General features: G+C 69.7%; 21 protein-coding genes, 2 pseudogenes and 1 riboswitch. Of the genes and pseudogenes, 13 read left to right on the top strand and 10 right to left on the bottom strand.

The window, feature by feature from the left end; all coding sequences use genetic code 11:
- Nucleotides 1–29 precede the first annotated feature (29 nt).
- From HDC93_RS25025 to HDC93_RS25015, 3 genes are all read left to right on the top strand, one after another.
- Entirely contained in the window at nucleotides 30–290 is a 261-nt protein-coding gene (locus HDC93_RS25025) for a UBP-type zinc finger domain-containing protein (RefSeq protein WP_185013088.1), read from the top strand.
- 260 nt (nucleotides 291–550) lie between these two features.
- The gene (locus tag HDC93_RS25020; protein ID WP_003992877.1) at nucleotides 551–964 is read left to right on the top strand and encodes a hypothetical protein; all 414 of its coding nucleotides are present in this window, start codon (nucleotides 551–553) and stop codon (nucleotides 962–964) included.
- Nucleotides 965–981: 17 nt separating this feature from the next.
- Entirely contained in the window at nucleotides 982–2,118 is a 1,137-nt protein-coding gene (locus tag HDC93_RS25015; protein ID WP_185013087.1) for an RNA polymerase sigma factor SigF, read from the top strand.
- 3 nt (nucleotides 2,119–2,121) lie between these two features.
- Here HDC93_RS25015 and HDC93_RS25010 read toward each other — a convergent pair whose 3' ends face one another.
- The gene (locus HDC93_RS25010) at nucleotides 2,122–2,571 is read right to left on the bottom strand and encodes a hypothetical protein (RefSeq protein ID WP_185013086.1); all 450 of its coding nucleotides are present in this window, start codon (nucleotides 2,569–2,571) and stop codon (nucleotides 2,122–2,124) included.
- A gap of 116 nt (nucleotides 2,572–2,687) precedes the next feature.
- Between HDC93_RS25010 and HDC93_RS25005 the strand changes: the two genes are divergently transcribed.
- Together HDC93_RS25005 and HDC93_RS25000 are read left to right on the top strand one after the other, a co-directional pair.
- Complete coding sequence (locus HDC93_RS25005; RefSeq protein ID WP_185013085.1) at nucleotides 2,688–3,656, top strand: diacylglycerol kinase family protein; 969 nt, start codon at nucleotides 2,688–2,690, stop codon at nucleotides 3,654–3,656.
- Nucleotides 3,657–3,977: 321 nt separating this feature from the next.
- Nucleotides 3,978–4,235 carry a WhiB family transcriptional regulator gene (locus HDC93_RS25000; RefSeq protein WP_016639615.1) on the top strand — a complete coding sequence of 86 codons (258 nt, stop codon included), beginning with the start codon at nucleotides 3,978–3,980 and terminating at the stop codon, nucleotides 4,233–4,235.
- A 205-nt stretch (nucleotides 4,236–4,440) separates the two neighbouring features.
- Here the strand turns inward: HDC93_RS25000 and HDC93_RS24995 are convergent, their stop codons facing one another.
- Together HDC93_RS24995 and HDC93_RS24990 are read right to left on the bottom strand one after the other, a co-directional pair.
- Entirely contained in the window at nucleotides 4,441–5,907 is a 1,467-nt protein-coding gene (locus HDC93_RS24995) for a sensor histidine kinase (RefSeq protein WP_185013232.1), read from the bottom strand.
- A 352-nt stretch (nucleotides 5,908–6,259) separates the two neighbouring features.
- Complete coding sequence (locus HDC93_RS24990; RefSeq protein ID WP_221517130.1) at nucleotides 6,260–6,949, bottom strand: TetR/AcrR family transcriptional regulator; 690 nt, start codon at nucleotides 6,947–6,949, stop codon at nucleotides 6,260–6,262.
- A 97-nt stretch (nucleotides 6,950–7,046) separates the two neighbouring features.
- Between HDC93_RS24990 and HDC93_RS24985 the strand changes: the two genes are divergently transcribed.
- Nucleotides 7,047–7,799 (top strand): SDR family oxidoreductase, encoded by a 753-nt coding sequence (locus HDC93_RS24985; protein ID WP_185013084.1) that lies wholly within the window; start codon nucleotides 7,047–7,049, stop codon nucleotides 7,797–7,799.
- Between the two features lie 147 nt (nucleotides 7,800–7,946).
- Here the strand turns inward: HDC93_RS24985 and HDC93_RS24980 are convergent.
- Nucleotides 7,947–8,156, bottom strand: a pseudogene (locus HDC93_RS24980) (glucosamine-6-phosphate deaminase); the annotation flags it as partial.
- A gap of 323 nt (nucleotides 8,157–8,479) precedes the next feature.
- Between HDC93_RS24980 and nagB the strand changes: the two are divergent.
- On the top strand, nucleotides 8,480–9,265 hold the full coding sequence (gene nagB, locus HDC93_RS24975) for a glucosamine-6-phosphate deaminase (RefSeq protein ID WP_185013083.1): 786 nt from the start codon (nucleotides 8,480–8,482) through the stop codon (nucleotides 9,263–9,265).
- 193 nt (nucleotides 9,266–9,458) lie between these two features.
- Here nagB and HDC93_RS24970 read toward each other — a convergent pair.
- From HDC93_RS24970 to HDC93_RS24950, 5 genes and pseudogenes are all read right to left on the bottom strand, one after another.
- A pseudogene (locus tag HDC93_RS24970) lies at nucleotides 9,459–9,563 on the bottom strand (IS481 family transposase); the annotation flags it as partial.
- A 64-nt stretch (nucleotides 9,564–9,627) separates the two neighbouring features.
- Nucleotides 9,628–11,166: a glycoside hydrolase family 3 protein gene (locus HDC93_RS24965; protein ID WP_185013082.1), complete on the bottom strand. Its 1,539-nt coding sequence runs from the start codon at nucleotides 11,164–11,166 to the stop codon at nucleotides 9,628–9,630.
- Between the two features lie 9 nt (nucleotides 11,167–11,175).
- Complete coding sequence (locus tag HDC93_RS24960; RefSeq protein ID WP_185013081.1) at nucleotides 11,176–12,018, bottom strand: carbohydrate ABC transporter permease; 843 nt, start codon at nucleotides 12,016–12,018, stop codon at nucleotides 11,176–11,178.
- Nucleotides 12,015–13,004, bottom strand: coding sequence for a carbohydrate ABC transporter permease (locus HDC93_RS24955; RefSeq protein WP_185013080.1), 990 nt, complete (start codon nucleotides 13,002–13,004; stop codon nucleotides 12,015–12,017). The genes HDC93_RS24960 and HDC93_RS24955 overlap by 4 nt, the downstream gene beginning before the upstream one ends.
- Before the next feature lie 73 nt (nucleotides 13,005–13,077).
- Nucleotides 13,078–14,358 (bottom strand): extracellular solute-binding protein, encoded by a 1,281-nt coding sequence (locus HDC93_RS24950; RefSeq protein ID WP_185013079.1) that lies wholly within the window; start codon nucleotides 14,356–14,358, stop codon nucleotides 13,078–13,080.
- Between the two features lie 312 nt (nucleotides 14,359–14,670).
- Between HDC93_RS24950 and HDC93_RS24945 the strand changes: the two genes are divergently transcribed.
- From HDC93_RS24945 to mctP, 3 genes are all read left to right on the top strand, one after another.
- On the top strand, nucleotides 14,671–15,435 hold the full coding sequence (locus HDC93_RS24945; protein ID WP_031109149.1) for a GntR family transcriptional regulator: 765 nt from the start codon (nucleotides 14,671–14,673) through the stop codon (nucleotides 15,433–15,435).
- Between the two features lie 144 nt (nucleotides 15,436–15,579).
- The gene (locus HDC93_RS24940) at nucleotides 15,580–15,846 is read left to right on the top strand and encodes a DUF3311 domain-containing protein (protein WP_185013078.1); all 267 of its coding nucleotides are present in this window, start codon (nucleotides 15,580–15,582) and stop codon (nucleotides 15,844–15,846) included.
- A complete protein-coding gene (gene mctP / locus HDC93_RS24935) occupies nucleotides 15,843–17,471 on the top strand; it encodes a monocarboxylate uptake permease MctP (protein WP_185013077.1) in 1,629 nt (542 codons plus the stop codon). Before HDC93_RS24940 ends, mctP begins: the two co-directional genes overlap by 4 nt.
- An 82-nt stretch (nucleotides 17,472–17,553) precedes the next feature.
- On the opposite strand, the gene HDC93_RS38720 is transcribed toward mctP, so the two are convergent.
- Nucleotides 17,554–17,730, bottom strand: coding sequence for a hypothetical protein (locus tag HDC93_RS38720; protein ID WP_260419751.1), 177 nt, complete (start codon nucleotides 17,728–17,730; stop codon nucleotides 17,554–17,556).
- A 544-nt stretch (nucleotides 17,731–18,274) separates the two neighbouring features.
- Nucleotides 18,275–18,409: riboswitch (cobalamin riboswitch) on the top strand.
- 122 nt (nucleotides 18,410–18,531) lie between these two features.
- Between HDC93_RS38720 and HDC93_RS24925 the strand changes: the two genes are divergently transcribed.
- The 3 genes from HDC93_RS24925 (at nucleotide 18,532) to HDC93_RS24915 (ending at nucleotide 23,149) form a co-directional block, all read left to right on the top strand.
- Nucleotides 18,532–20,931 (top strand): ribonucleoside-diphosphate reductase subunit alpha, encoded by a 2,400-nt coding sequence (locus tag HDC93_RS24925; RefSeq protein WP_185013076.1) that lies wholly within the window; start codon nucleotides 18,532–18,534, stop codon nucleotides 20,929–20,931.
- Complete coding sequence (locus HDC93_RS24920; RefSeq protein ID WP_185013075.1) at nucleotides 20,931–21,938, top strand: ribonucleotide-diphosphate reductase subunit beta; 1,008 nt, start codon at nucleotides 20,931–20,933, stop codon at nucleotides 21,936–21,938. The genes HDC93_RS24925 and HDC93_RS24920 overlap by 1 nt, the downstream gene beginning before the upstream one ends.
- A 248-nt stretch (nucleotides 21,939–22,186) precedes the next feature.
- Nucleotides 22,187–23,149 carry a GlxA family transcriptional regulator gene (locus HDC93_RS24915; protein WP_185013074.1) on the top strand — a complete coding sequence of 321 codons (963 nt, stop codon included), beginning with the start codon at nucleotides 22,187–22,189 and terminating at the stop codon, nucleotides 23,147–23,149.
- Nucleotides 23,150–23,160: the final 11 nt, after the last annotated feature.

The following is a 23,160-nucleotide window of genomic DNA, read 5'->3' as shown; positions in this document are numbered from 1 at the left end:
TTCCGGCCGACCGTCGTAACCTGGCAATCATGAAACAGTGCACGCACGCCGACGCGCTGCCGCACCCCGAACCCGGCCCGATCAGCGAGACGTGTCCGGAGTGCCTGGCAGAGGGCATGGATCCGGTGCAACTACGGCTGTGTCTGACCTGCGGTCACGTCGGCTGCTGCGACTCCTCGCCCGGACGGCACGCGGCGGAGCATCATAAGGAGTCCGGCCATCCCGTGATGCGGACCCACGAAGTCGGGGAGACCTGGCGTTGGTGCTTTGTCGACCATGTCCTGGTGTGACGCGACAGGACCCCGGCGGCGGACGGTTCGACCGTCTGACGTCTGGGTACGTCAATCCGGCGCGCGCTCTTCCCATTTGGGCCCGCCCAACCCCTAGACACGGAGCGTATCCACAGGTTTACTGTGAGTGACGACATGGGGTTGGGGTCCCGGGGACAGGACCGTCGAGAGCGCGATAGCGTCACCGCTGAACCACGTATCGCGTTATCCCGAGGGGCGACCCTCGGCCCTGAAACGCTTGTACCACCATGGAGGTGAGGGTGTCCCAGATCGCAGGCGAGCCCGCGACCCAGGACTTCGTGGAAGTCCGGCTGCCGGCCGCGGGTGCCTACCTGTCGGTGCTGCGTACGGCCACGGCCGGTCTCGCGGCCCGTTTGGACTTCACCCTCGACGAGATCGAGGACCTGCGCATCGCGGTGGACGAGGCCTGCGCGATCCTGCTTCAGCAGGCCGTGCCCGGCTCGGTGCTCAGCTGTGTCTTCCGCCTCGTCGACGACTCACTCGAGGTCACCGTCTCGGCGCCGACCACGGACGGCCATGCCCCTTCACGGGACACCTTCGCCTGGACGGTCCTGTCCGCCCTCGCGGGCAAGGTCTCCTCTGCCGTGGACAAGGACAAAACCGTTTCGATCAGCCTCTACAAACAGCGCGGCGCGGGACCCGGGCCGGCGTGAGGAGCGAGGACGGGCCGGTGCGGGACGAAGAGCGCGGCACACGAGAGCTGCCGGCCGAGGGCACGGGCACGAGCGGCCCGGGCGATGCCCGGCGCATGGCGGACGGCATCGACGGCATCCCCGAGCAGGCCCGACCGCATCCCGAGGACGACTCCGTGGAGGCCGTCCTCCCGGGCGGCGGGCGGCTGGACCGGGACGGTGCCGTGTGGAGCGCGCCTCCGGGCGGGGGGATCGCCGCATCCCCGGCCCAGGGGGGTCCCCCCACCCGCGCGAAGTCGAGGGTGGCGGAGGAGGCGAGCGCTCGGGGAAGGGCGACGGGCGGGACGATGAGCGAGCACGAGCGGAACTCCGAGGATCAGGCGCCGCGCGCACACCACACGCAAGGTGGGCATCACGGCTCTCCGGACCGCAGCGGTGCGCGCGAGATGTTCCTCAAACTGCGCACGCTGGACAGCGGCAGCCCCGAGTACGCGGAGCTGCGCAACCAGCTGGTCCGGATGCATCTGCCACTCGTGGAGCATCTCGCGCGCCGCTTCCGCAACCGCGGCGAGCCGCTGGACGACCTCACCCAGGTCGCCACGATCGGTCTGATCAAGTCGGTCGACCGATTCGACCCGGACCGCGGCGTGGAGTTCTCCACGTACGCGACTCCCACGGTCGTGGGCGAGATCAAGCGGCACTTCCGCGACAAGGGCTGGGCGGTGCGCGTCCCGCGCCGGCTGCAGGAGCTGCGCCTGGCGCTGACCACGGCCACGGCCGAGCTCTCGCAGCTGCACGGCCGCTCCCCCACGGTCCACGAGCTCGCCGAGAAGCTGGCGATCTCCGAGGAGGAGGTCCTGGAGGGCCTGGAGTCCGCCAACGCGTACTCCACGCTGTCCCTGGACGTCCCCGACACCGACGACGAGTCCCCGGCGGTCGCCGACACCCTCGGCGCGGAGGACGAGGCGCTGGAGGGCGTGGAGTACCGGGAGTCGCTCAAGCCGCTGCTGGAGGACCTCCCGCCGCGCGAGAAGCGGATCCTGCTGCTGCGGTTCTTCGGCAACATGACCCAGTCGCAGATCGCGCAGGAGGTAGGCATCTCCCAGATGCACGTCTCCAGACTGCTGGCGCGCACGCTCGCGCAGCTGCGGGAGAAGCTCCTCGTCGAGGAGTGACGGCTACTTCTCCAGGTTGCCGGGGTTGCCGGGCCCGCGGATCCCGAGGGCCCGGGTCGTCTCGGGGTTCACCAGCAACACGAGCGACGCGACGGCCACGACCGCGAGGGCGATCCCGGCCGGAATGGCCATGCTGTCGGCCTGCAGCAGGTTGTAGGCCACCGGCAGCGCCATGAGCTGGGTGATGACGGCCGGGCCGCGGCTCCAGCTGCGGCAGCCGAGCAGCCCGCGGGCGGCGAGCAGCGGAAGCAGTGCGAGCACGACCAGCGTGATGCCTCCGGTCACGGCCTGCTGCCGGTCGTCCGGATGCCCGGTGAGGCCGAGGACCAGGATCCAGACGCCGCCGACGACCAGCGCGATCCCCTCCAGCGCGGCCAGCAGCGCCGCGTACGTCAGACGCCGGGGGCGGGTGCCGGTGGTTTCCTCGGTGGTGGGGGTCTGCTCACTGCTCACCCCTGAAGAGTAGCCCCCGCCGTACACGCCCCCCGTGGCCCGGTTCACCCCGGTCCTCTTACCTGATCCCTACCTCGGTATGGGCCCGGTACCACCCAGTAGGTACGCTGCCAGTCATGCGTGCACTCCTCGTGGTCAATCCGGCGGCAACCACCACAAGTGCGCGCACGCGCGACGTGCTGATCCATGCGCTCGCCAGCGAGATGAAGCTGGAGGCGGTCACCACGGAGTACCGCGGCCACGCGCGCGACCTGGGCCGGCACGCGGCCGACAGTGACGACATCGACCTGGTGGTGGCCCTCGGCGGCGACGGCACGGTCAACGAAGTGGTCAACGGCCTCCTGCACGCCGGCCCCGCCCCGGAGCGTCTGCCCGGACTCGCCGTGGTCCCGGGCGGCTCCACCAACGTCTTCGCCCGCGCCCTGGGCCTGCCCAACGACGCCGTGGAAGCCACCGGCGCCCTGCTGGACGCCCTGCGCGACGGCAGCGAGCGAACCGTCGGCCTGGGCCTGACCTCGGGCACGGCGGGCACGGAGGACGAGGCGGTGCCGTCCCGCTGGTTCACCTTCAACGCGGGGCTCGGCTTCGACGCCGGTGTGGTGGGCCGCGTGGAGCAGCATCGCGAGCGCGGCAGGAAATCCACACACGCTCTCTACGTGCGCCAGGTGATGCGTCAGCTCCTGGGCGAGCCGAACCGCCGCAACGGCACGATCACGCTGGAGCGGGCCGGCCATGACCCGATCACCGATCTGGTGCTGTCCATAGTCTCGAACACCTCGCCATGGACGTTTCTGGGCAATCGCCCGATCTACGCGGCACCTAAAGCCTCGTTCGATACCGGGCTCGATCTCTTCGGTCTCAACCGCCTGTCGACCGCGGCGGTTGCCCGGTATGGCACCCAGTTGCTCACTTCGTCCCCTGAGCGTGGACCCCATGGCAAGCACGCCACTTCTCTGCACGACTTGACAGAGTTCACCTTGCATTCGAAGGTCCCGCTCCCCCTCCAGATGGACGGTGACCACCTGGGGCTGCGAACAAGCGTGACGTTCACAGGCGTACGCCGTGCACTGCGTGTGATTGTGTGAGCAGAACTGGCTAAAGTCCTTTCACTCGAACGTTTAGGCCAGGATCCACCCCATGGAAGTACGGCTGTGACCTAGTCGACACCGAAGAATCAAAAAAAACTTTCCAGAAGGGGTTGTATCCGCCGCTGAGGTTTGCGAGTCTCTACATGGCGATCGAGACGGCCCGCAACACCGGCCTCCACTGATCACCAGAACCCCTCTTCAACTCACAGGACCTTTGCCGGGGAACCTGGCAGTCGGCCCTTCACGTGTTGAGGGATTCGTGAAAGCGTTCACATTCACAAGCAACCCTGCACGTAATACCAAGGAGAGGTAGCAGCCATGGACTGGCGTCACAACGCCGTTTGCCGCGAGGAAGACCCCGAGCTCTTCTTCCCCATCGGCAACACCGGTCCTGCGCTGCTGCAGATCGAGGAAGCCAAGGCCGTCTGCCGTCGCTGCCCGGTTATGGAGCAGTGCCTGCAGTGGGCGCTCGAGTCCGGCCAGGACTCCGGCGTCTGGGGTGGTCTCAGCGAGGACGAGCGTCGCGCCATGAAGCGCCGCGCCGCCCGCAACCGGGCCCGTCAGGCCTCTGCCTGACAACCCACCCCTGCTGACAGCCTGAGCTTGGCGGCGCGTACAGCGAGTACGCATCTCCCGCCCCCGAGCCGCAGCGCGCAGTTCCCCCGATGCGCTTAGTTAAGCAGCAACGAGCTTTAGCCCCGGGCCACTTGGTGGCCCGGGGCTCATTGCTTCACTGGGCCCCTTTGCAAAGACTCCGGATTCCGTTGCTTGCGCGATCCCGTTACTTCGGCGACGGCACCGGGATGTCGAGGATCACGCGGGTGCCGCGCTCCGGGGCCGGAACCATGTCGAAGGTGCCGCCCAACTCGCCCTCCACCAAGGTCCGCACGATCTGCAGGCCGAGATTGCCGGCGGTGTGCGGATCGAACCCTTCGGGCAGACCGACCCCGTCGTCCTGGACCGTGACCAGCAGCCGGGCCTCCTTGGCGGTGCCCCCTCGGACCGCCGAGACCTCGACCGTGCCGGTGTCGCCCTCACGGAAACCGTGCTCCAGTGCGTTCTGCAGCACCTCGGTCAGCACCATCGACAGCGGGGTGGCCACCTCGGCGTCGAGAATGCCGAAGCGGCCGGTGCGTCGGCCCGCGACCTTGCCCGGGGAGATCTCCGCGACCATGGCCAGCACACGGTCGGCGATGTCGTCGAACTCCACCCGCTCGTCCAGGTTCTGAGAGAGCGTCTCGTGCACGATCGCAATCGATCCGACGCGCCGCACCGCCTCTTCGAGGGCCTCGCGCCCGCGGTCGGACTCGATGCGCCGGGCCTGGAGGCGGAGCAGCGCCGCCACCGTCTGGAGGTTGTTCTTGACGCGGTGGTGGATCTCCCGGATCGTCGCGTCCTTGGTGATCAACTCGCGCTCGCGCCGGCGCAGTTCGGTGACGTCGCGCAGCAGTACGAGGGAACCGATGCGGGTGCCCTTCGGCTTGAGCGGGATCGCACGGAACTGGATGACCCCGTCACTGGCCTCGATCTCGAACTCGCGCGGCGCCCAGCCGCTGGCGACCTTGGCGAGCGCCTCGTCCACCGGTCCCCGGGTCGGGGCGAGTTCGGCGGTGGTCTTGCCCAGGTGCTGGCCGACGAGGTCGGAGGCGAGGCCGAGCCGGTGGTAGGCGGACAGGGCGTTCGGGGAGGCGTACTGGACGATGGCGTCGGCGTCGAGCCTGATCAGACCGTCGCCCACCCGGGGCGAGGCGTCCATGTCGAGCTGCTGGTTCGCGAACGGGAAGGACCCGGCGGCGATCATCTGCGCCAGGTCGGAGGCGCTCTGCAGATAGGTGAGTTCCAGGCGGCTCGGGGTCCGCACGGTGAGGAGGTTGGTGTTGCGGGCGATGACGCCGAGGACACGCCCTTCTCGCCGTACGGGGATCGACTCGACCCGGACGGGAACCTCCTCGCGCCACTCGGGGTCTCCCTCGCGGACGATGCGTCCCTCGTCGAGGGCGGCGTCCAGCATGGGCCGCCGGCCGCGCGGCACGAGGTGGCCCACCATGTCGTCCTGGTACGAGGTCGGGCCGGTGTTGGGCCGCATCTGGGCGACCGATACGTACCGGGTGCCGTCGCTGGTGGGGACCCACAGGACCAGGTCGGCGAAGGAGAGGTCGGAGAGCAGCTGCCACTCCGAGACCAGCAGGTGCAGCCACTCGAGGTCGGTGTCGTCGAGTGCGGTGTGCTGGCGTACGAGTTCGTTCATGGAGGGCACGTCTGCGAGCGTACCCGGGGGTTCGTACGGCCCTGAAACACCCGCGGGCCGCGGCGCCTGAGAGGGACCCTCAACCCTCCCGGCACCGCAGCCCGGAGCAGCATCGGCCGTGGGGTGTGCGGTCCCGGTCGGCCGAAGGATGAGGAGCCGGGGCAGTCAGGGCAGAGAGCCTCGGTTCCTCGGTCCGTCCTCCTGTGCGGGGAAGACGGAGGCTGGTGCGCGTTGCACACGCGCTCTCGTCACGCATTGTGGACTAGACCACTTGCGGGTGTCCATGCGTGGGAGGCTGTTCGTTGTTGTCGTTTCCGCGACACGTCGGACGCACCGGCGTCCAGCAGACAGCCTATCCCGTGCGGGTTCCTGTGCGGGGCCAGATCGAGAGGGCAATTTCCGCGACCGCCTCCAGTTCCTCCCGGCTCGCCCCGTCGCGTGCCTGTTGTGACATGCCCTGGATCATCGCTCCGGTGTGGCGGGCCAGGGCGGCGGCATCGGTGGCCGGCGGCAGCACGCCGGCGGCGACGTCGGCCCTGATGCGGCTCTCGAATGCCGCGATGTTGGCGTTGCGGCGGTCCCGCAGGGACTGCTCCACCTCGAGATTGGAGCAGTTCGCCGCCGCGTGGACGACGAGGCAGCCGTGCGGGTGGCCGGGTTCGGTGTACGCGGTGGCGGCCTCGCGCAGGGTGCGCTCCACGGCGGCCCGTGCGGTCGGCTCCTCGGCGAGGGCGCGGTCCGTGAAGGATCCGTATCTCGTGCCGTACACGCGGACGACCTCCTCGAAGAGGGACCGCTTGTCGCCGAAGGCGGCGTAGAGGCTGGGGGCGCCGATGTCCATGACGCGGGTGAGATCGGAGACGGACGTGGCCTCGTAGCCGTGCTCCCAGAAGGCGAGGAGGGCCTTCTCCAGCGCGGTCTCGCGGTCGAAGGAGCGGGGGCGGCCGCGGGGCCTGGTCCTGGCCTTGCCGTCCCCGGCGGCTCTCGCGCTCGCGGCTTCGGGCCCCTCCGAGGCCGTGGCGGTTCCGTCGTCGTTCACCATGGGGTGCATTTTATAGCGGGCACTAGAGAAATGTCTGCGGGCTGCTGTACGGTCATTTGTGTAGCGACCGCTAGAGAAATGAGAAGGGGGCGCCACCATGGGCGTGCTCACGGGCAGGACCGCACTCGTCACGGGGGCGAGCAGGGGCATCGGGCGCGGAATCGCCGAGCGGCTGGGACGCGACGGCGCGCGGGTCGCGGTGCACTACGGCAGGAACGAGACGGCTGCGAAGGAGACGGTCGCGGCGATCGAGAGGGCCGGGGGCTCGGCGTTCGCGGTGGGTGTGGAGCTGGGAGTGCCGGGTGACGCCGAGGCGCTGTGGGCGGAGTTCGACCGGCACGCGGAGGGGCTGGACATTCTGGTGAACAACGCGGCGATCGGCAACACCCGGCCGATCGGGCAGCTGGAGGAGCGGGAGTTCGACGAGGTCTTCGCGGTGAATGTGAAGGCGCCGTTCTTCATCCTCAAGCAGGGCATGACGCGCCTGCGGGACGGCGGCCGGGTCGTCAACATCTCGTCGGGGCTGGCCCGCACGGCGGCGATGCCGGACAACGTGGCCTACGCGATGACGAAGGGCGCTCTGGACGTCTTCTCCCGGGACCTGTCCAAGGTGCTGGGGCCCCGGGGCATCACGGTCAACTCGGTGGCCCCGGGGATCATCGACACGGACAACACGGCGGAGCTGCTGCGCGGCACCCCCGACGGCTGGGCGAAGGCCTCGGCGATATCGGCGCTGGGCGGGGTGGGCGAGCCCGCCGAGGTCGCCGACGTGGTGGCGTTCCTGGTGTCGGACGGGGGACGCTGGGTGACGGGCAGCTGGGTGGATGTGACGGGGGGATCGCTTACCTAACCGGGGCGGTCGGCCGGGCGGTGGGGTGAGAGCGGATGGAGTGGGAGGAATGCGTTGACTTCACCGGCCGCGGTGACCTGACCGCCGTGCACGTGGCCGGCCAGGTCTCTCCCGCCGACCGCGATGACGTTCACGGACTCCCCGCCTTCAGCGGGTCTCCGTCACCTTCGCCAGCGCCCGCGGCGCGTCCGGGTCCTGCCCCCGGGCGATGGTGACCTCGTAAGCCAGGAGCTGGAGGGGGATGATCTCCAGCACGGGCTGGACCTCCTCGGCCACGTCGCCGGTGGGCATGACGAAGCCGGCCGACGCCTGCTCGACCTGGCGCCCGGGGCCGATGACGACGAGGTCGGCGCCGCGCCACGGGCCATGGCCCGGCCCGGGAGTTCGCCGAGGGGGTCCGGGGTGGCGGCGGCTGTCATGGCGGGATCCTTCCGGGGTGGGGCGGCTGCAGATCCCATTCCACTCCCCCGGACCGCGCTGCGCCCGCCCGGGAGGCCGTCGCCCTGCCTCCGTATCCTCCGTGTGGTGGCCCGATCGGCACGGCAGCGCTGCCCGCGTGGAAGCAGCGGTGTTCACCCTGGGAGGGACAGAGCCGCTCTGTTAGATTGGTCTAAACCACCACACGACCCCTCCCGGGTCCAGTCCCAGTTGAGCACTCCTCTCAGATCGGCAGGCCCAGCGTGGAAGTTGTCATCGTTCCGGACGCCAAGGCGGGCGGCGAGCTCATTGCCGAGGCCATGGCCAAGCTGCTGCGGCGCAAGCCGGACGCCCTGCTCGGTGTGGCCACCGGCTCGACGCCGCTTCCCGTGTACGAGGCGCTGGCGGCGAAGGTGCGCTCCGGTGCCGCGGACGTCGGGCGGGCTCGGATCGCGCAGCTCGACGAGTACGTGGGGCTGCCGGCCGATCATCCGGAGTCCTACCGCTCGGTGCTGCGCCGTGAGGTGCTGGAGCCGCTCGGGATGGGGATGGACCAGTTCACGGGCCCGGACGGCACGGCGGATGACGTTCAGGGGGCGTGCGAGGCCTACGACAAGGCACTGTCGGACGCCGGGGGTGTGGACCTTCAGCTCCTCGGGATCGGGACGGACGGGCACATAGGCTTCAACGAGCCGTGCTCCTCGCTGGCTTCGCGGACGCGCATCAAGACACTGACCGAGCAGACCCGGATCGACAACGCGCGCTTCTTCGACGGCGACATCGACCAGGTGCCTCACCACGTGATCACGCAGGGCATCGGCACCATCCTGGAGGCCCGGCATCTGGTGCTGCTCGCCACCGGTGAGGGCAAGGCGGACGCCGTCGCGGCAACGGTGGAAGGGCCGATCGCCGCGGTGTGCCCCGCGTCCGCGCTCCAGCTCCACCCGCACGCGACCGTCGTCGTCGACGAGGCCGCCGCGTCGAAGCTGAAGCTGGCGGACTACTTCCGGCACACGTACCTCAACAAGCCGGAGTGGCAGGGGATCTGAGGCCTCTCACAGGCCGCCGGACCCACCGCGAGCTCCCGCGCCCCGGGCGTGATGGGTGCCGGGGCGACGCTCGCCGACCGGCACCCGACAGCGGCCCGCTTTCCCCCCGCCTGATCCGGACGAGAGACCGTCCGCCGAGGGCCCAGCCCCCCCCCAGAGCCCCGGCCGCCCAGAGCCCTGGCCGCCATGAGCCCTAGCTGGTCTGACCCGTGAGGTTGGGGACGCGGCTGGCGGGTGGTTGCCCTTTCAGCGCGGTGTGTCCGCGGTGGTGATTGTAGGTGTGCAGCCAGCCGGGGAAGGCGTCGCGCCCGTCGGGACAGTCCGCGTGAGGGCCCTCCCAGGCCCCGGCTCCCCCCCAGTTGTCACAGCCCCGGAGCCCCGGTGATCACCTCGGCCGCGGCCCGGCCGCAGACGCGGGCCGCGCCGTGGGTGGCGATGTGCAGGGCGCCGCGGGGGGAGGCCTGAGGGACGCCCATCTCGACGACGATCGTGTCGGGACGGGCCGCCAGCAGGGCGTCGAGGGCCGCGGCCATCCAGGGGTGGCGGTGTTCGTCGCGGACGACGGCGACGATGCGGCGGGGGCCGGCCGCCTGGAGGGCGGCCCGGCCCGCGCTCTCCCCGGCCTCGTTCTCCGGGCCGTCCCCGGCGGAGAAGCTGCCCGTCACTGTGCCCGGCAGGAGGTGGATGAGCTCGGCGGCGACGCCCCACGGGGTCTCGTCGCCCACGGCGATGTTGGCGACGGGGGTGAGGGCGGCGACGTAGGGCGGTTCGGTGAGGGGCTCGAAGGTGTCAGGGCTGCCGAGGCCCGGCGCGGCGGTCACGGTGAGGGCGCGGCGGGCGGCGTGCAGGCCGATCCCGGTGCCGTGGGTGCTCTCGGCCGGGCTGCCCGCCGCGCCTGCCCAGCGGGCCAGTGCCCGGACACGGTCGGCGGCCTCCGCGAGGCGTTCCTCGGGGAGTTCGCCCGCCCGCACGGCTCCGACCAGGGCGTCCCGCAGGCGCAGGACGGTCGCGTCGTCGGCGAGGCCGCCGCCCACGCAGATCGCGTCGGCGCCCGCGGCGATGGCGAGGACGCTGCCGCGTTCGATGCCGTAGGTGCCGGCGATGGCCCGCATCTCCATGCCGTCGGTGACGATGAGGCCGTCGTAGCCGAGCTCGTCGCGGAGCAGGCCGGTGAGGATGCGGCGGGAGAGGGTGGCCGGGCGGTCCGGGTCCAGGGCGGGGACCAGGATGTGGGCGCTCATGACGGCCCGGGTGCCGGCGGCGATGGCGGCGCGGAAGGGGGCCAGTTCGCGTTCGGCCAGCACGTCGGCGGAGACGTCGATGCGCGGCAGGGCGTGGTGGGAGTCGACGGCGGTGTCGCCGTGGCCCGGGAAGTGCTTGGTGCAGGCGGCGACACCGGCGGACTGCAGGCCGGTCACATAGGCGGCGGTGTGCCGGGCGGCCAGTTCGGTGTCGGCGCCGAAGGAGCGGACACCGATGACCGGGTTGCGCGGGTCGGAGTTCACGTCGGCCGACGGGGCCCAGTTGAGGTTGACGCCGCAGGAGGCGAGGCGTCGGCCCAGTTCGTGGGCGACCTGGTGGGTCAGCTCCACGTCGTCGACCGCGCCGAGCGCGTGGTTGCCCGGGAAGGAGGAGCCGCTGCGCACCTCCAGGCGGGTCACGTCGCCGCCCTCCTCGTCGATCGCGACGAGGACGTCGTCGCGCTCGGCGCGCAGCTGGGCGGTCAGCGCGGCCAGTTGGCCGGGGGAGGCGATGTTGCGGCCGAACAGTCCGACGGAGGCGAGGCCCTCACCGAGCCGGCGCAGCAGCCAGTCGGGAGCGGTGGTGCCGGTGAAGCCGGGCTGGAGGACCGTCAGGGCGTCGCGGGTGAGCGTGTCGGTGCCGCTGGCGAGTGTCGTCATCGGGTGAGGTCATCCCTTCACTGCGCCCGCGGTCAGGCCCGCGGCCATCTTGCGCTGGACGAGGAGGAAGAGGGCGACGATCGGCACGGCCATCATCGTGGCGCCGGCCATCATCGGGGCGTATTCGGTGCCGTGTTTGGTGGTGAAGTTGCCGAGCCAGACGGTCGCGGTCTGGTTCTTCTGGCTGAGCAGCATCAGGGCGTAGAGGTACTCGTTCCAGGCCTGGATGAAGCCGTAGACCGAGGTGGCGACCATGCCGGGGGCCAGGAGGGGGAAGACGACCCGGAGGAAGGCGCCCGTGCGGGAGCAGCCGTCGACCATGGCCGCCTCCTCCAGTTCCTTCGGGATGTTGACGATGAAGCCCCGCAGCGTCCACACGGTGAACGGGAGGATGAACGTCAGATACGTGATGATGAGGCCGGTCAGCCGGTCGTACTGGCCCAGGTCGTTGAGCAGCAGGAACACCGGGATGATCATGGCGACCAGCGGGACCATCTGGACCGCGAGGATGCCCACGATCACGATTTTGCGGCCGCGGAAGGCGAACCGGGAGATGGCGAGCGCCGCCAGCAGCCCGACGATCATGCCGATGACGACCACGGCCAGCGACACCACCAGGCTGCGGCCCACCGGACCCCAGAAGTCGGCGATGTCCAGCGCCCGGCCGAAGTTGTCGAAGGTGAGGCCGGTCGGCAGCAGGCTCGGATCCGAGTCGATGGCGTCCTTGGCGGGCTTGAACGCCGTGTTGAGCATCCAGTAGAGCGGGAAGCCGGCGACGACGAAGACGAGGAGGCCGAGGAGGTTCCAGCCGAGCCGCGACTTGCGGCGGCCGGCTCCGACGAGCGTGCTCATTCGACCTCTCCGATCTTCAGCATCTGCCGCATGTAGACGGCGACCACGCCGAGCAGCAGCAGGACGGTGATCAGCGCGATGGCCGAGCCCTGGGCGTAGTCGTTGACCACGAACGCCCGGTCGTAGGAGTAGGTGTTGAGGACCTGGAACTCAGGCTCGGGGTGGCCGTTGCGCATGACGAACACCTGGGGGAAGACGCCCATGTCCCAGATGACCGACAGGGTCGTGAGCATCACGATGATCGGCTTGAGGACGGGCAGGGTGACATAGCGGAAGACGCCCCAGGAGCCGGCGCCGTCCAGGCGGGCGGCCTCCTCCAGCTCCCTGGGGATCTGGGTGAGACCGGCGCTGAGGGTGATGACCACGAAGGGCACGGCTCCCCAGATCACCAGCAGCATGATCACGGCCAGCCCCTCGGGGCCGCTCGCGAACCAGTTGTGGCCGATCATCTCGACGCCGGGCAGCTTGCTGAGCAGCGCGTTGAAGACACCGTAGTCGGAGTCGAAGAGCCACTTGAAGACCGTGGTGGCGACGATCACCGGCATGCCCCAGCTGGCCACCAGCACGATGTTGATGAGCATCTTCAGCCAGCCGGAGACCCGCTGGAGCAGCAGGGCGAGGGCCATGCCGATCACCATCGTGAAGACGACGGCGCCGGCGGCGAAGACCATCGTGCGCAGGACGACGGCCCAGAACTCGCCGTCGCCCAGCACCTTGGCGAAGTTGTCGAACCCGACCGTCTCGGCCGGCTGGAAGCCCCACAGCTGGGACTGGCCGAACTTCTGGAAGGACAGGGTGACCAGGCGGGCCAGCGGATAGCCCATGACCAGGGCGAGGATCAGCAGGCAGGGCGCGAGCAGCAGCCACGGCGCGGAGGCCCCGCCCGACGTGCGCTGCCCGCGGGTCCGCCGGTCCTTCGGGGGCGGCGGTGGTGCCTGCCGTGGTGGCGGCACCTTGGCGGGGGTGGTGGTGTCTGCGGCACTCATCGCGCGCTCCTCGGCGGTCCCTCAGGTCTTGACGGCGGCGGGGCTCCGCAAGCCAGGGAGCCCCGCGCGCAGGTCACTTGGTGTTGATGACCTTGTCGATCGCGGCGTCCGCGTCCTTGGCGGCGGCCTCGACGGACTTCTTGCCGGTGCCGATGCTCTGCAGCATGGTCTGCAGGATCTGCGCCTTCTCGACCTGGCCCCAGCCGGGGGCCATCGGGACGAACCAGTTGGACTCGGCCGCGGTGGCGGGGACCGCCGTCTTCGGGTCGTTCTTGAGCGTCGCGAGGTCGGTCTTGTTGTTGGGCAGGTTGCCCTTGGCCATCAGGCCCTTCTGCCCCGAAGAGCCGGTGAGGGCGTTGATCCACTCGGCGGCCAGAGCCTGCGCGTCGGACTTCACCGGCACGGCGAGGTCCGAGCCGCCCAGGAAGACGGGCATGTTCTTGCCGGACGGGCCGGGCATCACGAAGTTCTCGAGGTTGCCCTTGAGCGTGCCGGTCTTGTCGTTCTTGGGGTCCTCGGCGGTCGCGCCCTCCCAGGCCGCCGCGAAGATCATGGCGGACTTGCCCTGGCCGTAGACGATGTAACGGTCGGACTCGTCCTTGGTCTTGTCGCCGTGCATGTACGAGTCGACGACGTTCTTGAACTCGGTGAGGCCCTTGAGGGACTCGGGCGAGGAGAGGGAGGCCTTCCACTGGCCGCCGGACTCGGTGGCGATGGCGCCGCCGGCGTCGTAGACGAAGGACATGGCCGCGTACCAGTCCCGGGTGGGCTGGTACCAGGCGTTGTACTTGTCGCCCTGCTTCTTCTGGATCTTGTCCAGGGCGGCGGTGAGCTCCTTGTACGTCTTGGGCGTCGACTTCACCCCGACGGAAGCCGCCACGTCCTTGCGCCAGTTGGCGACGCGGCCGCCGGCGTAGTACGGGACCCCGTAGGTCTTGCCCTCGTAGGTGACGGAGGCCTTGAGGCCGTCCAGCCAGGCGTCGGAGTTGTCGAACCTGGCCTGGTCGAGGGGGGCGAAGGCGCCCTTGACCATGTAGCCGAGCATCTCGGTGTTGCCCATCTCGACCACGTCGGGAGTCTTGTCCGTGGCGAGGACGGCGTCGAGCTTGGCGTTCTTGTCGGGCCAGCCGTAGTACTCGTGGTTGATCTTGACGCCGGGGTGCTTCTTCTTCACCGCGGCGTCGGCGGCCTTCACCAGCTCCGGCCAGTTGTTCTGCGCGTCGACGGTGAGCCAGACGGTCAGCTCCTTGGCGTCCGCGCCCTTGTCGGAACCCCCGCCGCCCTCGCCGCCGCACGCCGCGATGGAGACCATCATTCCCGCGATACCGATCGCGGCTGTCAGCTTGCGCTTCACGCCACCCTCCTCAGGGATCCCACAACCCCCCTGGCTCCCCGCAGTGAACGTGGGGCCGGGCCTGGACCAATGGTGTAGACCAGTACGGGGAGCTTGGACCAGACCAGAAGGCCTGTCAAGGGTCGCGTTACAGCCCTGACCAGCCGTTATGCGACCTACATATGCAGGAACCTTTAAGTAAGAAGCCAGCGAAAATCCCGGCGGGCACGGCATACTGCGGGTAGACCACAGCGATTGGTGGACTAGACCAAAAGAGGCGCCGACGGTATACAAGTGGGATTGTGTCGGCAGACCCAGCCGGGAAGGCGGAGCATGAGCACCGACGTCAGCAGTGCGGAGAACGAGAACGGGGTGCCCGTCCGTACCGCGCGCGTGCCCAAGTACTACCGCCTGAAGAAACACCTGCTCGACATGACGGAGACCCAGGCGCCCGGCACGCCGGTCCCGCCCGAGCGCACCCTGGCGGCGGAGTTCGACACCTCGCGCACCACCGTGCGCCAGGCGCTGCAGGAGCTGGTCGTCGAGGGCCGGCTGGAGCGCATCCAGGGCAAGGGCACGTTCGTCGCCAAGCCGAAGGTCTCGCAGGCACTGCAACTGACCTCGTACACCGAGGACATGCGCGCCCAGGGCCTCGAACCCACCTCACAGCTGCTGGACATCGGCTACATCACCGCCGACGACCGCCTGGCCGGGCTGCTCGACATCACGCCCGGCGGACGCGTGCTGCGCATCGAGCGCCTGCGCATGGCCAACGGCGAGCCGATGGCGATCGAGACCACGCACCTCAGCGCGAAGCGCTTCCCGGCGCTGCGGCGCTCGCTGGTGAAGTACACGTCCCTCTACACGGCGCTGGCCGAGGTCTACGACGTCCACCTCGCTGAGGCCGAGGAGACCATCGAGACGTCCCTGGCCACCCCGCGCGAGGCCGGCCTGCTCGGCACGGACGTGGGGCTGCCGATGCTGATGCTCTCCCGGCACTCGCTGGACCGGAGCGGCCAGCCGGTGGAGTGGGTGCGGTCGGTCTACCGGGGCGACCGGTACAAGTTCGTGGCGAGACTGAAGCGGCCCGCCGACTAGGGGCACCCAGAGCGCTTCCGCCACTGCTGAGGCCTGGTTTCGGTTGGGTACCGCATTGCGGACGAGGGGTTCCGCTATCGGCACGCCCTGACCTAGATTGCCTGCGCATTACACAGGTGATCACCAAGGGGACGGAGCCGCCTGATGTCGCAAGCCCCAGAAGCCAGTGGAGGGCCGGTGGTGACGCCCCTGCGCGTCGTCATCGCCGTCTGCCTCATAGCGCCGTTCGTGGCCATGCTGTGGGTCGGCTCGTACGCCAAGACCGACCCGGCCTTCATCGGGATCCCGTTCTTCTACTGGTACCAGATGGCGTGGGTGCTCATCTCCACCGTCCTGACGATGATCGCCTACAAGCTGTGGCAGCGTGACCAGCGCGCCCGCTCGGCCGCGAAGGGCGGTGCGTCGCAGTGAAGGACGGCGTGAACGGCGTCGCGCTCGGCGTCTTCATCTTCTTCTTCCTGGCCGTGACGGTCATGGGCTTCCTGGCCGCGCGCTGGCGCAAGGCCGAGAACGAGCACAGCCTGGACGAATGGGGCCTGGGCGGCCGGTCGTTCGGCACCTGGATCACCTGGTTCCTGCTCGGCGGCGACCTGTACACGGCGTACACCTTCGTCGCCGTGCCGGCGGCGATCTACGCGGCGGGCGCGGCCGGCTTCTTCGCCGTGCCGTACACGATCCTGGTTTACCCGCTGATCTTCACCTTCCTGCCCCGCCTGTGGTCGGTGTCGCACAAGCACGGCTACGTCACGACGTCCGACTTCGTGCGCGGCCGCTTCGGCTCGAAGGGCCTGTCGCTGGCGGTGGCCGTGACCGGCATCCTGGCGACGATGCCGTACATCGCGCTCCAGTTGGTCGGCATCCAGGCCGTGCTGGACGTGATGGGCGTCGGCGGCGGCGAGAACACCCACTGGTTCATCAAGGACCTGCCCCTGCTGATCGCGTTCGGCGTGCTGGCGGCGTACACGTACTCCTCGGGTCTGCGGGCCCCCGCGCTCATCGCGTTCGTGAAGGACACGCTGATCTACATCGTCATCGCGGTGGCGATCATCTACATCCCGATCAAGCTGGGCGGCTTCGACGAGATCTTCGCCAAGGCCGGTGAGGCGTACAGCCAGACCAACCCGGCGACGGGCGCGCCGCGCGGTGCGCTGACACCGGCCGAGCCGGGCCAGTGGACGTACGCCACGCTGGCGTTGGGCTCCGCCCTGGCGCTGTTCATGTACCCGCACTCGATCACGGCGACGCTGTCCTCGAAGAGCCGTGAGGTGATCCGCCGCAACACCACGATCCTGCCGCTGTACTCGCTGATGCTGGGTCTGCTGGCGCTGCTCGGGTTCATGGCGATCGCGGCCGGCATCAAGGTGCAGAACGGGCAGCTGGCGATTCCGCAGCTGTTCGAGACGATGTTCCCGGACTGGTTCGCGGGCGTGGCGTTCGCGGCGATCGGCATCGGCGCGCTGGTGCCCGCGGCCATCATGTCCATCGCGGCCGCGAATCTCTTCACCCGCAACATCTACAAGGACTTCATCAAGCCGGACGCCACTGCGGCGCAGGAGACCAAGGTCTCCAAGCTGGTCTCCCTGCTGGTGAAGGTCGGCGCGCTGGCCTTCGTCCTCACCATGGACAAGACGGTCGCCATCAACTTCCAGCTGCTGGGCGGCATCTGGATCCTGCAGACCTTCCCGGCCCTGGTCGGCGGCCTGTTCACCCGCTGGTTCCACCGCTGGGCGCTGCTCGCCGGCTGGGCGGTCGGCATGATCTACGGCACGGTCGCCGCGTACGGCGTCGCCTCGCCGACGCAGAAGCACTTCGGCGGCTCCGCGAAGGAGATTCCGGGCATCGGCGAGATCGGCTACATCGGCCTCACGGCGTTCGTCCTGAACGTGGTGGTGACGGTGGTCCTGACCTTCGTCCTGAAGGCCCTGAAGGCCCCCGACGGCGTCGACGAGACCAAGCCGGAGGACTACACGGCGGACGCGGGCGACCCGGGGGTCCAGGTGGAGCTTCCGCCTGCGACCGCGGGATCCGCGCACTGAGTCCTGCACAGCGGGGGCGGGCCGTCGGGGGATCCCGGCGGCCCGTCGTCGTATCCTCCCAGGGGCACACCTACCCCGTGCCCTAGTCGCGCGTGCGTGTGGCCATGGCATGCCAGAAGCGGTCCAGTTCGCGGACGCGCATGCTCACCCAGGGCGGTGTCTTCCGGCGCAGCAGCCTCGGGAACCAGCGGCGCAGGCGTCCGGGCAGCAGAGCCTGCTGCTGGCGGCAGAACGGCTCCCGGATCTCTCCATGGGGCACGCCCCGTGACGGGTACGGGCAGAGTCGGAACTGCAGTCGGGCAGGCATGTGGTGCCGGGCTGGGGCGGGGTCGCGGTACCGGGCCGCAGCGGTTCGCGGTTCGTACGGAGACACGGCGGAAGCGGCATGCCGGACTGCTCCGCGCGGATCATGCGCTCCTCGACCTCGTCGGGGCGCCCGTCCCTTCTTCGGGCGGGTGGTGCCTCGGGCCTCAAGACGGATGGTCAGACTGTGCCAGTGGCCGACGAAGCCGCGGCTGGTCCACTTTGCCGCCCGGCGCAGATCACTGTCACCGTCGGCGCGTTGCGCGGCCGCTCCTTGCCCGGCGTGCGACGGACGGCCCTCGTCATGGCGTTTGCTCCCTCCGAGAGGGTTCCCGCTGCGGAGGATCTGACGGGCGCCGGCACCTACTTCCATGGAAAGCACTCCAAGGCGCCCCGCAACCCGGTGGGACATGCCCCGAGGGATCACTCTCCTCATCCATCAGCTGACGCTCCGACACCACCGCGACACAACATCTGGGGGTGCCGACCGAGCCCGGCACAAGATGTATGCTCATGCTCGCTGTCGCCGCAGGGGAATCCGGTGGGAATCCGGAACTGTCCCGCAACGGTGTACCCATGCCCATATAGGCGCACGGGAGTCAGTCCGAGGACCTGCCGACAGCGCACCCGGCCACCCGGCCGGTGTGCCCTGACGTCCGGGCCTCGTGGAATGGGCCGGTGGACGCGACGCCGCGTGCGCTCGTGTGCTGCCCCCCGCCCTCGACGAGGCCCCGTGCCGAGCGAGGGAGAGCCCCACGTGACCATCGCGCCAGCCGAACCGGTCTCAGCCGCCGAGGAGGAGCACGACGCTCCCGGTACCGCGCTGCTGCGGACCCTGACCGAGCTGACCGCCGACCTCCCCGACGCCGACCCCGGCCGGGTCGCCGCCGCCGCGCTGCGCGGCCGGTCCGCCGCCGCGGACGAAGCGGAGTTGCGGGGGCTTGCGACGGAGGCCGCGGCCGGTCTGATCTCCGAGGACCCCGCCTACTCCCGGCTGGCCGCCCGGCTGCTGACCATCGGCATCCGCGAGGAGGCCGCCTCGCAGGGCGTCACGTCCTTCACCGAGTCCGTGGCGGTCGGCCACCGCGAGGGCCTCATCGCCGACCGGACCGCCGAGTTCGTACGGCTGCACGCGGCCCGGCTCGACGCCCTGATCGACACCGGCGCCGACGACCGCTTCGGCTACTTCGGCCTGCGCACGCTGCACAGCCGCTATCTGCTCCGGCACCCGATCACCCGCAAGGTGGTCGAGACACCCCAGCACTTCATGCTGCGGGTGGCGAGCGGCCTCGCCGAGGACGACACCACCCGCGCGCTGGAGGAGGTGGCGTCCCTGTACGGGCTCATGAGCCGCCTCGACTACCTCCCCTCCTCCCCCACCCTCTTCAACTCGGGCACCCGGCACCCGCAGATGTCGTCCTGTTACCTCCTCGACTCCCCCAAGGACGAGCTGGACTCCATCTACGACCGGTACCACCAGGTGGCCAGGCTGTCGAAGCACGCCGGGGGCATCGGGGTCGCCTACTCCCGCATCCGCGCCCGCGGTTCGCTGATCCGCGGCACCAACGGGCACTCCAACGGCATCGTCCCGTTCCTGAAGACCCTCGACGCCTCGGTCGCCGCGGTGAACCAGGGCGGCCGGCGCAAGGGCGCGGCGGCGGTCTACCTGGAGACCTGGCACGCCGACATCGAGGAGTTCCTGGAGCTGCGCGACAACACCGGCGAGGACGCCCGCCGCACGCACAACCTGAACCTGGCGCACTGGGTGCCGGACGAGTTCATGCGGCGCGTGAACGCCGACGCGCAGTGGTCGCTGTTCTCCCCCTCGGACGTGCCCGAGCTGGTCGACCTGTGGGGCGAGGAGTTCGACGCCGCGTACCGGGCGGCCGAGGCGAAGGGCCTGGCGAGGAAGACCCTGCCGGCCCGTGAGCTGTACGGCCGCATGATGCGCACCCTCGCGCAGACCGGCAACGGCTGGATGACCTTCAAGGACGCCGCCAACCGCACCGCCAACCAGACGGCCGAGCCGGGTCACGTCGTCCACTCCTCCAACCTCTGCACGGAGATCCTGGAGGTCACCAGCGACGGGGAGACCGCGGTCTGCAACCTGGGCTCGGTCAACCTGGGTTCCTTTGTCGACACATCGACCGGCGACCTGGACTGGGAGCGGCTGGACGAGACCGTCCGTACGGCCGTGACGTTCCTCGACCGGGTCGTCGACATCAACTTCTACCCGACCGAGCAGGCGGGCCGCTCCAACGCCCGCTGGCGCCCGGTCGGCCTCGGTGCGATGGGCCTCCAGGACGTCTTCTTCAAGCTGCGCCTGCCCTTCGACTCGCCCGAAGCCAAGGCCCTCTCCACCCGCATCGCCGAGCGGATCATGCTCGCCGCGTACGAGGCCTCCGCCGACCTGGCCGAGCGCCCCCGAACACCTACGACAAGCTCCGGTGCAGGGGGGACCCCCATCGGCCCGCTGCCGGCCTGGGAGAAGACCCGTACGGCCCGGGGCGTGCTGCACCCCGACCACTACGACGTCGAGCTCACCTGGCCGGAGCGCTGGGCGGCCCTGCGCGAGCGCATCGCCACGACCGGCATGCGCAACTCCCTGCTCCTCGCGATCGCCCCCACGGCCACCATCGCCTCGATCGCGGGCGTGTACGAGTGCATCGAGCCGCAGGTGTCCAACCTGTTCAAGCGCGAGACGCTGTCGGGCGAGTTCCTCCAGGTCAACTCCTACCTGGTGGACGAGCTGAAGCGGCTCGGCGTGTGGGACGCCCGCAGCCGGGAGGCCCTGCGCGAGGCCAGCGGCTCGGTGCAGGACTTCGCCTGGATCCCCGAGGACGTGCGCGCCCTCTACCGCACGGCGTGGGAGATCCCACAGCGCGGCCTGATCGACATGGCGGCGGCCAGGACCCCGTTCCTGGACCAGTCCCAGTCCCTGAACCTGTTCCTGGAGACGCCGACCATCGGCAAGCTCTCCTCCATGTACGCCTACGCCTGGAAGTCCGGGCTGAAGACGACGTACTACCTGCGCTCGCGCCCGGCGACCCGCATCGCCCGCGCCGCCCAGGCCACCGTCCCCGCGCAGACGACCCCGGACCCCGAAGCGGTCGCCTGCTCCCTGGAAAACCCCGAGTCCTGCGAGGCCTGCCAGTAATGAGCACCCAGAACCTTCTCGACCCCGGCTTCGAGCTCACCCTGCGCCCCATGCGCTACCCGGACTTCTACGAGCGCTACCGGGACGCCATCAAGAACACCTGGACCGTGGAGGAGGTCGACCTCCACTCGGACGTCACCGACCTCGCCAAGCTGTCACCGGCGGAGCAGCACCTGATCGGCCGGCTGGTCGCCTTCTTCGCCACGGGCGACTCGATCGTCGCGAACAACCTGGTGCTGACGCTGTACAAGCACATCAACTCCCCCGAGGCGCGGCTGTATCTGAGCCGTCAGCTCTTCGAGGAGGCCGTGCACGTCCAGTTCTACCTGACGCTGCTCGACACCTATCTGCCCGACCCGGAGGACCGCGCGGCGGCCTTCTCGGCCGTGGAGAACATCCCGTCCATCCGGGAGAAGGCCTCGTTCTGCTTCACGTGGATGGACTCGGTGGACAAGCTGGACCGGCTGGAGACCCAGGCCGACCGGCGCCGGTTCCTGCTCAACCTGATCTGCTTCGCGGCGTGCATCGAGGGCCTGTTCTTCTACGGCGCCTTCGCGTACGTCTACTGGTTCCGCAGCCGGGGCCTGCTGCACGGCCTGGCCACCGGCACCAACTGGGTGTTCCGCGACGAGACGATGCACATGTCCTTCGCCTTCGACGTGGTCGACACCGTCCGCAAGGAGGAGCCGGAGCTGTTCGACGACCGGCTCCAGCAGGAGGTGACGGACATGCTCCGGGAGGCCGTCGAGGCCGAGCTGCAGTTCGCGCGCGACCTGTGCGGTGACGGCCTGCCGGGCATGAACACCGAGTCGATGCGGCAGTACCTGGAGTGCGTCGCCGACCAGCGGCTCACCCGCCTCGGCTTCGCTCCGGTCTACGGCTCGGAGAACCCCTTCTCCTTCATGGAGCTCCAGGGGGTTCAGGAGTTGACCAACTTCTTCGAGCGACGGCCCTCCGCATACCAGGTGGCGGTGGAGGGCACCGTCGACCTGGACGAGGACTTCTGAGCCGGAAGCTCTCCGCGGGCCTCCTGAGCCTCCCGGATCTGCCGGTCGATGCGCCGCTCGCGCACCAGGCCGATCACGGACGGGAGGATCAGGAGCACCAGGATCCCTAGTGTGGCGGTCAGTCCGATCAGTGCTTCGATCTGGTTCGTGTTCATGGACACCACTGTCGCGCCGATCGCTCCTTACCGTCAGTGGCAGTACTGCCGTAGACCCTCGAATTACTGCCAACGGCGAGGCACACTGGATCCATGCTGCAGAACGTGGCCGTCGCCCTCCTCGACGGCGTGAACCCCTTCGAACTCGGTGTGGTGTGCGAAGTCTTCGGCACGGACCGGAGCGACGAGGGCCTGCCGGTCTACGACTTCGCGGTCGCCTCGGCCGAGGGCCCGGTGCTGCGGATGAACTCGGGCTTCTCGCTCCAGGTGGAGCACGGTCTCGAGCGGCTGGAGACGGCCGACCTGATCGCCGTGCCCGCGGGGCACAGCTACGCGTCCCGGGACTTCCCGCCTGAGCTGCTGGACGCCCTGCGCGGCGCGGTCGACCGCGGCGCGCGGGTGCTGAGCGTCTGCTCCGGTGTCTTCGTGCTGGCCGCGGCCGGACTGCTGGACGGCCGCCGGTGCGCCACGCACTGGAAGCACGCGAAGGACCTCGCCCGGCTGTACCCGCAGGTGGTCGTCGAGCCGGACGTGCTCTACGTCGACGAGGATCCGGTGATCACCTCCGCGGGCACGGCCGCCGGCATCGACGCATGCCTCCACCTGGTGCGCAAGGAGCAGGGCACCGAGGTCGCCAACAAGATCGCCCGGCGGATGGTGGTGCCGCCGCACCGCGACGGCGGCCAGGCCCAGTACATCGAGCGCCCGCTCCCCCAGCCCGAGGGCGACACGATCGGCGAGGTGCTGGCGTGGATGGAGCGCCATCTCGACGAGGAGGTGACCGTCGAGCAGCTCGCCGCCCACGCCCTCATGTCTCCGCGCACCTTCGCCCGCCGTTTCCAGCAGGAGACCGGGACCACTCCCTACCGCTGGATCCTGCGCCAGCGCGTGCTGCTGGCCCAGCGGCTGCTGGAGGCGACGGACGAGACCATGGACGCGATCGCCGGCCGAACGGGGTTCGGCAACGCGGCCACACTGCGCCACCACTTCGTCCGGGCGGTCGGGACGACCCCGAACGCCTACCGGCGGACGTTCAGGGGTCCCGAGGCGGCCTGAGCCCGGGTGCC

Origin of the sequence: Streptomyces sp. AK010, from assembly GCF_014207295.1 — a bacterium.
Taxonomy (GTDB): domain Bacteria; phylum Actinomycetota; class Actinomycetes; order Streptomycetales; family Streptomycetaceae; genus Streptomyces; species Streptomyces massasporeus.
The sequence above is the reverse complement of the archived record's forward strand: the minus strand, read 5'-3'. Positions and strand labels throughout refer to the sequence as shown.

Coding starts and splice junctions, on each gene's coding strand:
- HDC93_RS24985 (WP_185013084.1), top strand. CDS start 7,047: ATGGGCGTGCTCACGGGCAGGACCGCACTCGTCACGGGGGCGAGCAGG.
- HDC93_RS24915 (WP_185013074.1), top strand. CDS start 22,187: ATGCTGCAGAACGTGGCCGTCGCCCTCCTCGACGGCGTGAACCCCTTC.
- HDC93_RS25005 (WP_185013085.1), top strand. CDS start 2,688: ATGCGTGCACTCCTCGTGGTCAATCCGGCGGCAACCACCACAAGTGCG.
- HDC93_RS24965 (WP_185013082.1), bottom strand. CDS start 11,166: ATGACGACACTCGCCAGCGGCACCGACACGCTCACCCGCGACGCCCTG.
- HDC93_RS24960 (WP_185013081.1), bottom strand. CDS start 12,018: ATGAGCACGCTCGTCGGAGCCGGCCGCCGCAAGTCGCGGCTCGGCTGG.
- HDC93_RS25025 (WP_185013088.1), top strand. CDS start 30: ATGAAACAGTGCACGCACGCCGACGCGCTGCCGCACCCCGAACCCGGC.
- HDC93_RS24995 (WP_185013232.1), bottom strand. CDS start 5,907: ATGAACGAACTCGTACGCCAGCACACCGCACTCGACGACACCGACCTC.
- HDC93_RS25000 (WP_016639615.1), top strand. CDS start 3,978: ATGGACTGGCGTCACAACGCCGTTTGCCGCGAGGAAGACCCCGAGCTC.
- HDC93_RS24945 (WP_031109149.1), top strand. CDS start 14,671: ATGAGCACCGACGTCAGCAGTGCGGAGAACGAGAACGGGGTGCCCGTC.
- HDC93_RS24940 (WP_185013078.1), top strand. CDS start 15,580: ATGTCGCAAGCCCCAGAAGCCAGTGGAGGGCCGGTGGTGACGCCCCTG.
- HDC93_RS24955 (WP_185013080.1), bottom strand. CDS start 13,004: ATGAGTGCCGCAGACACCACCACCCCCGCCAAGGTGCCGCCACCACGG.
- HDC93_RS24990 (WP_221517130.1), bottom strand. CDS start 6,949: ATGGTGAACGACGACGGAACCGCCACGGCCTCGGAGGGGCCCGAAGCC.
- HDC93_RS24920 (WP_185013075.1), top strand. CDS start 20,931: ATGAGCACCCAGAACCTTCTCGACCCCGGCTTCGAGCTCACCCTGCGC.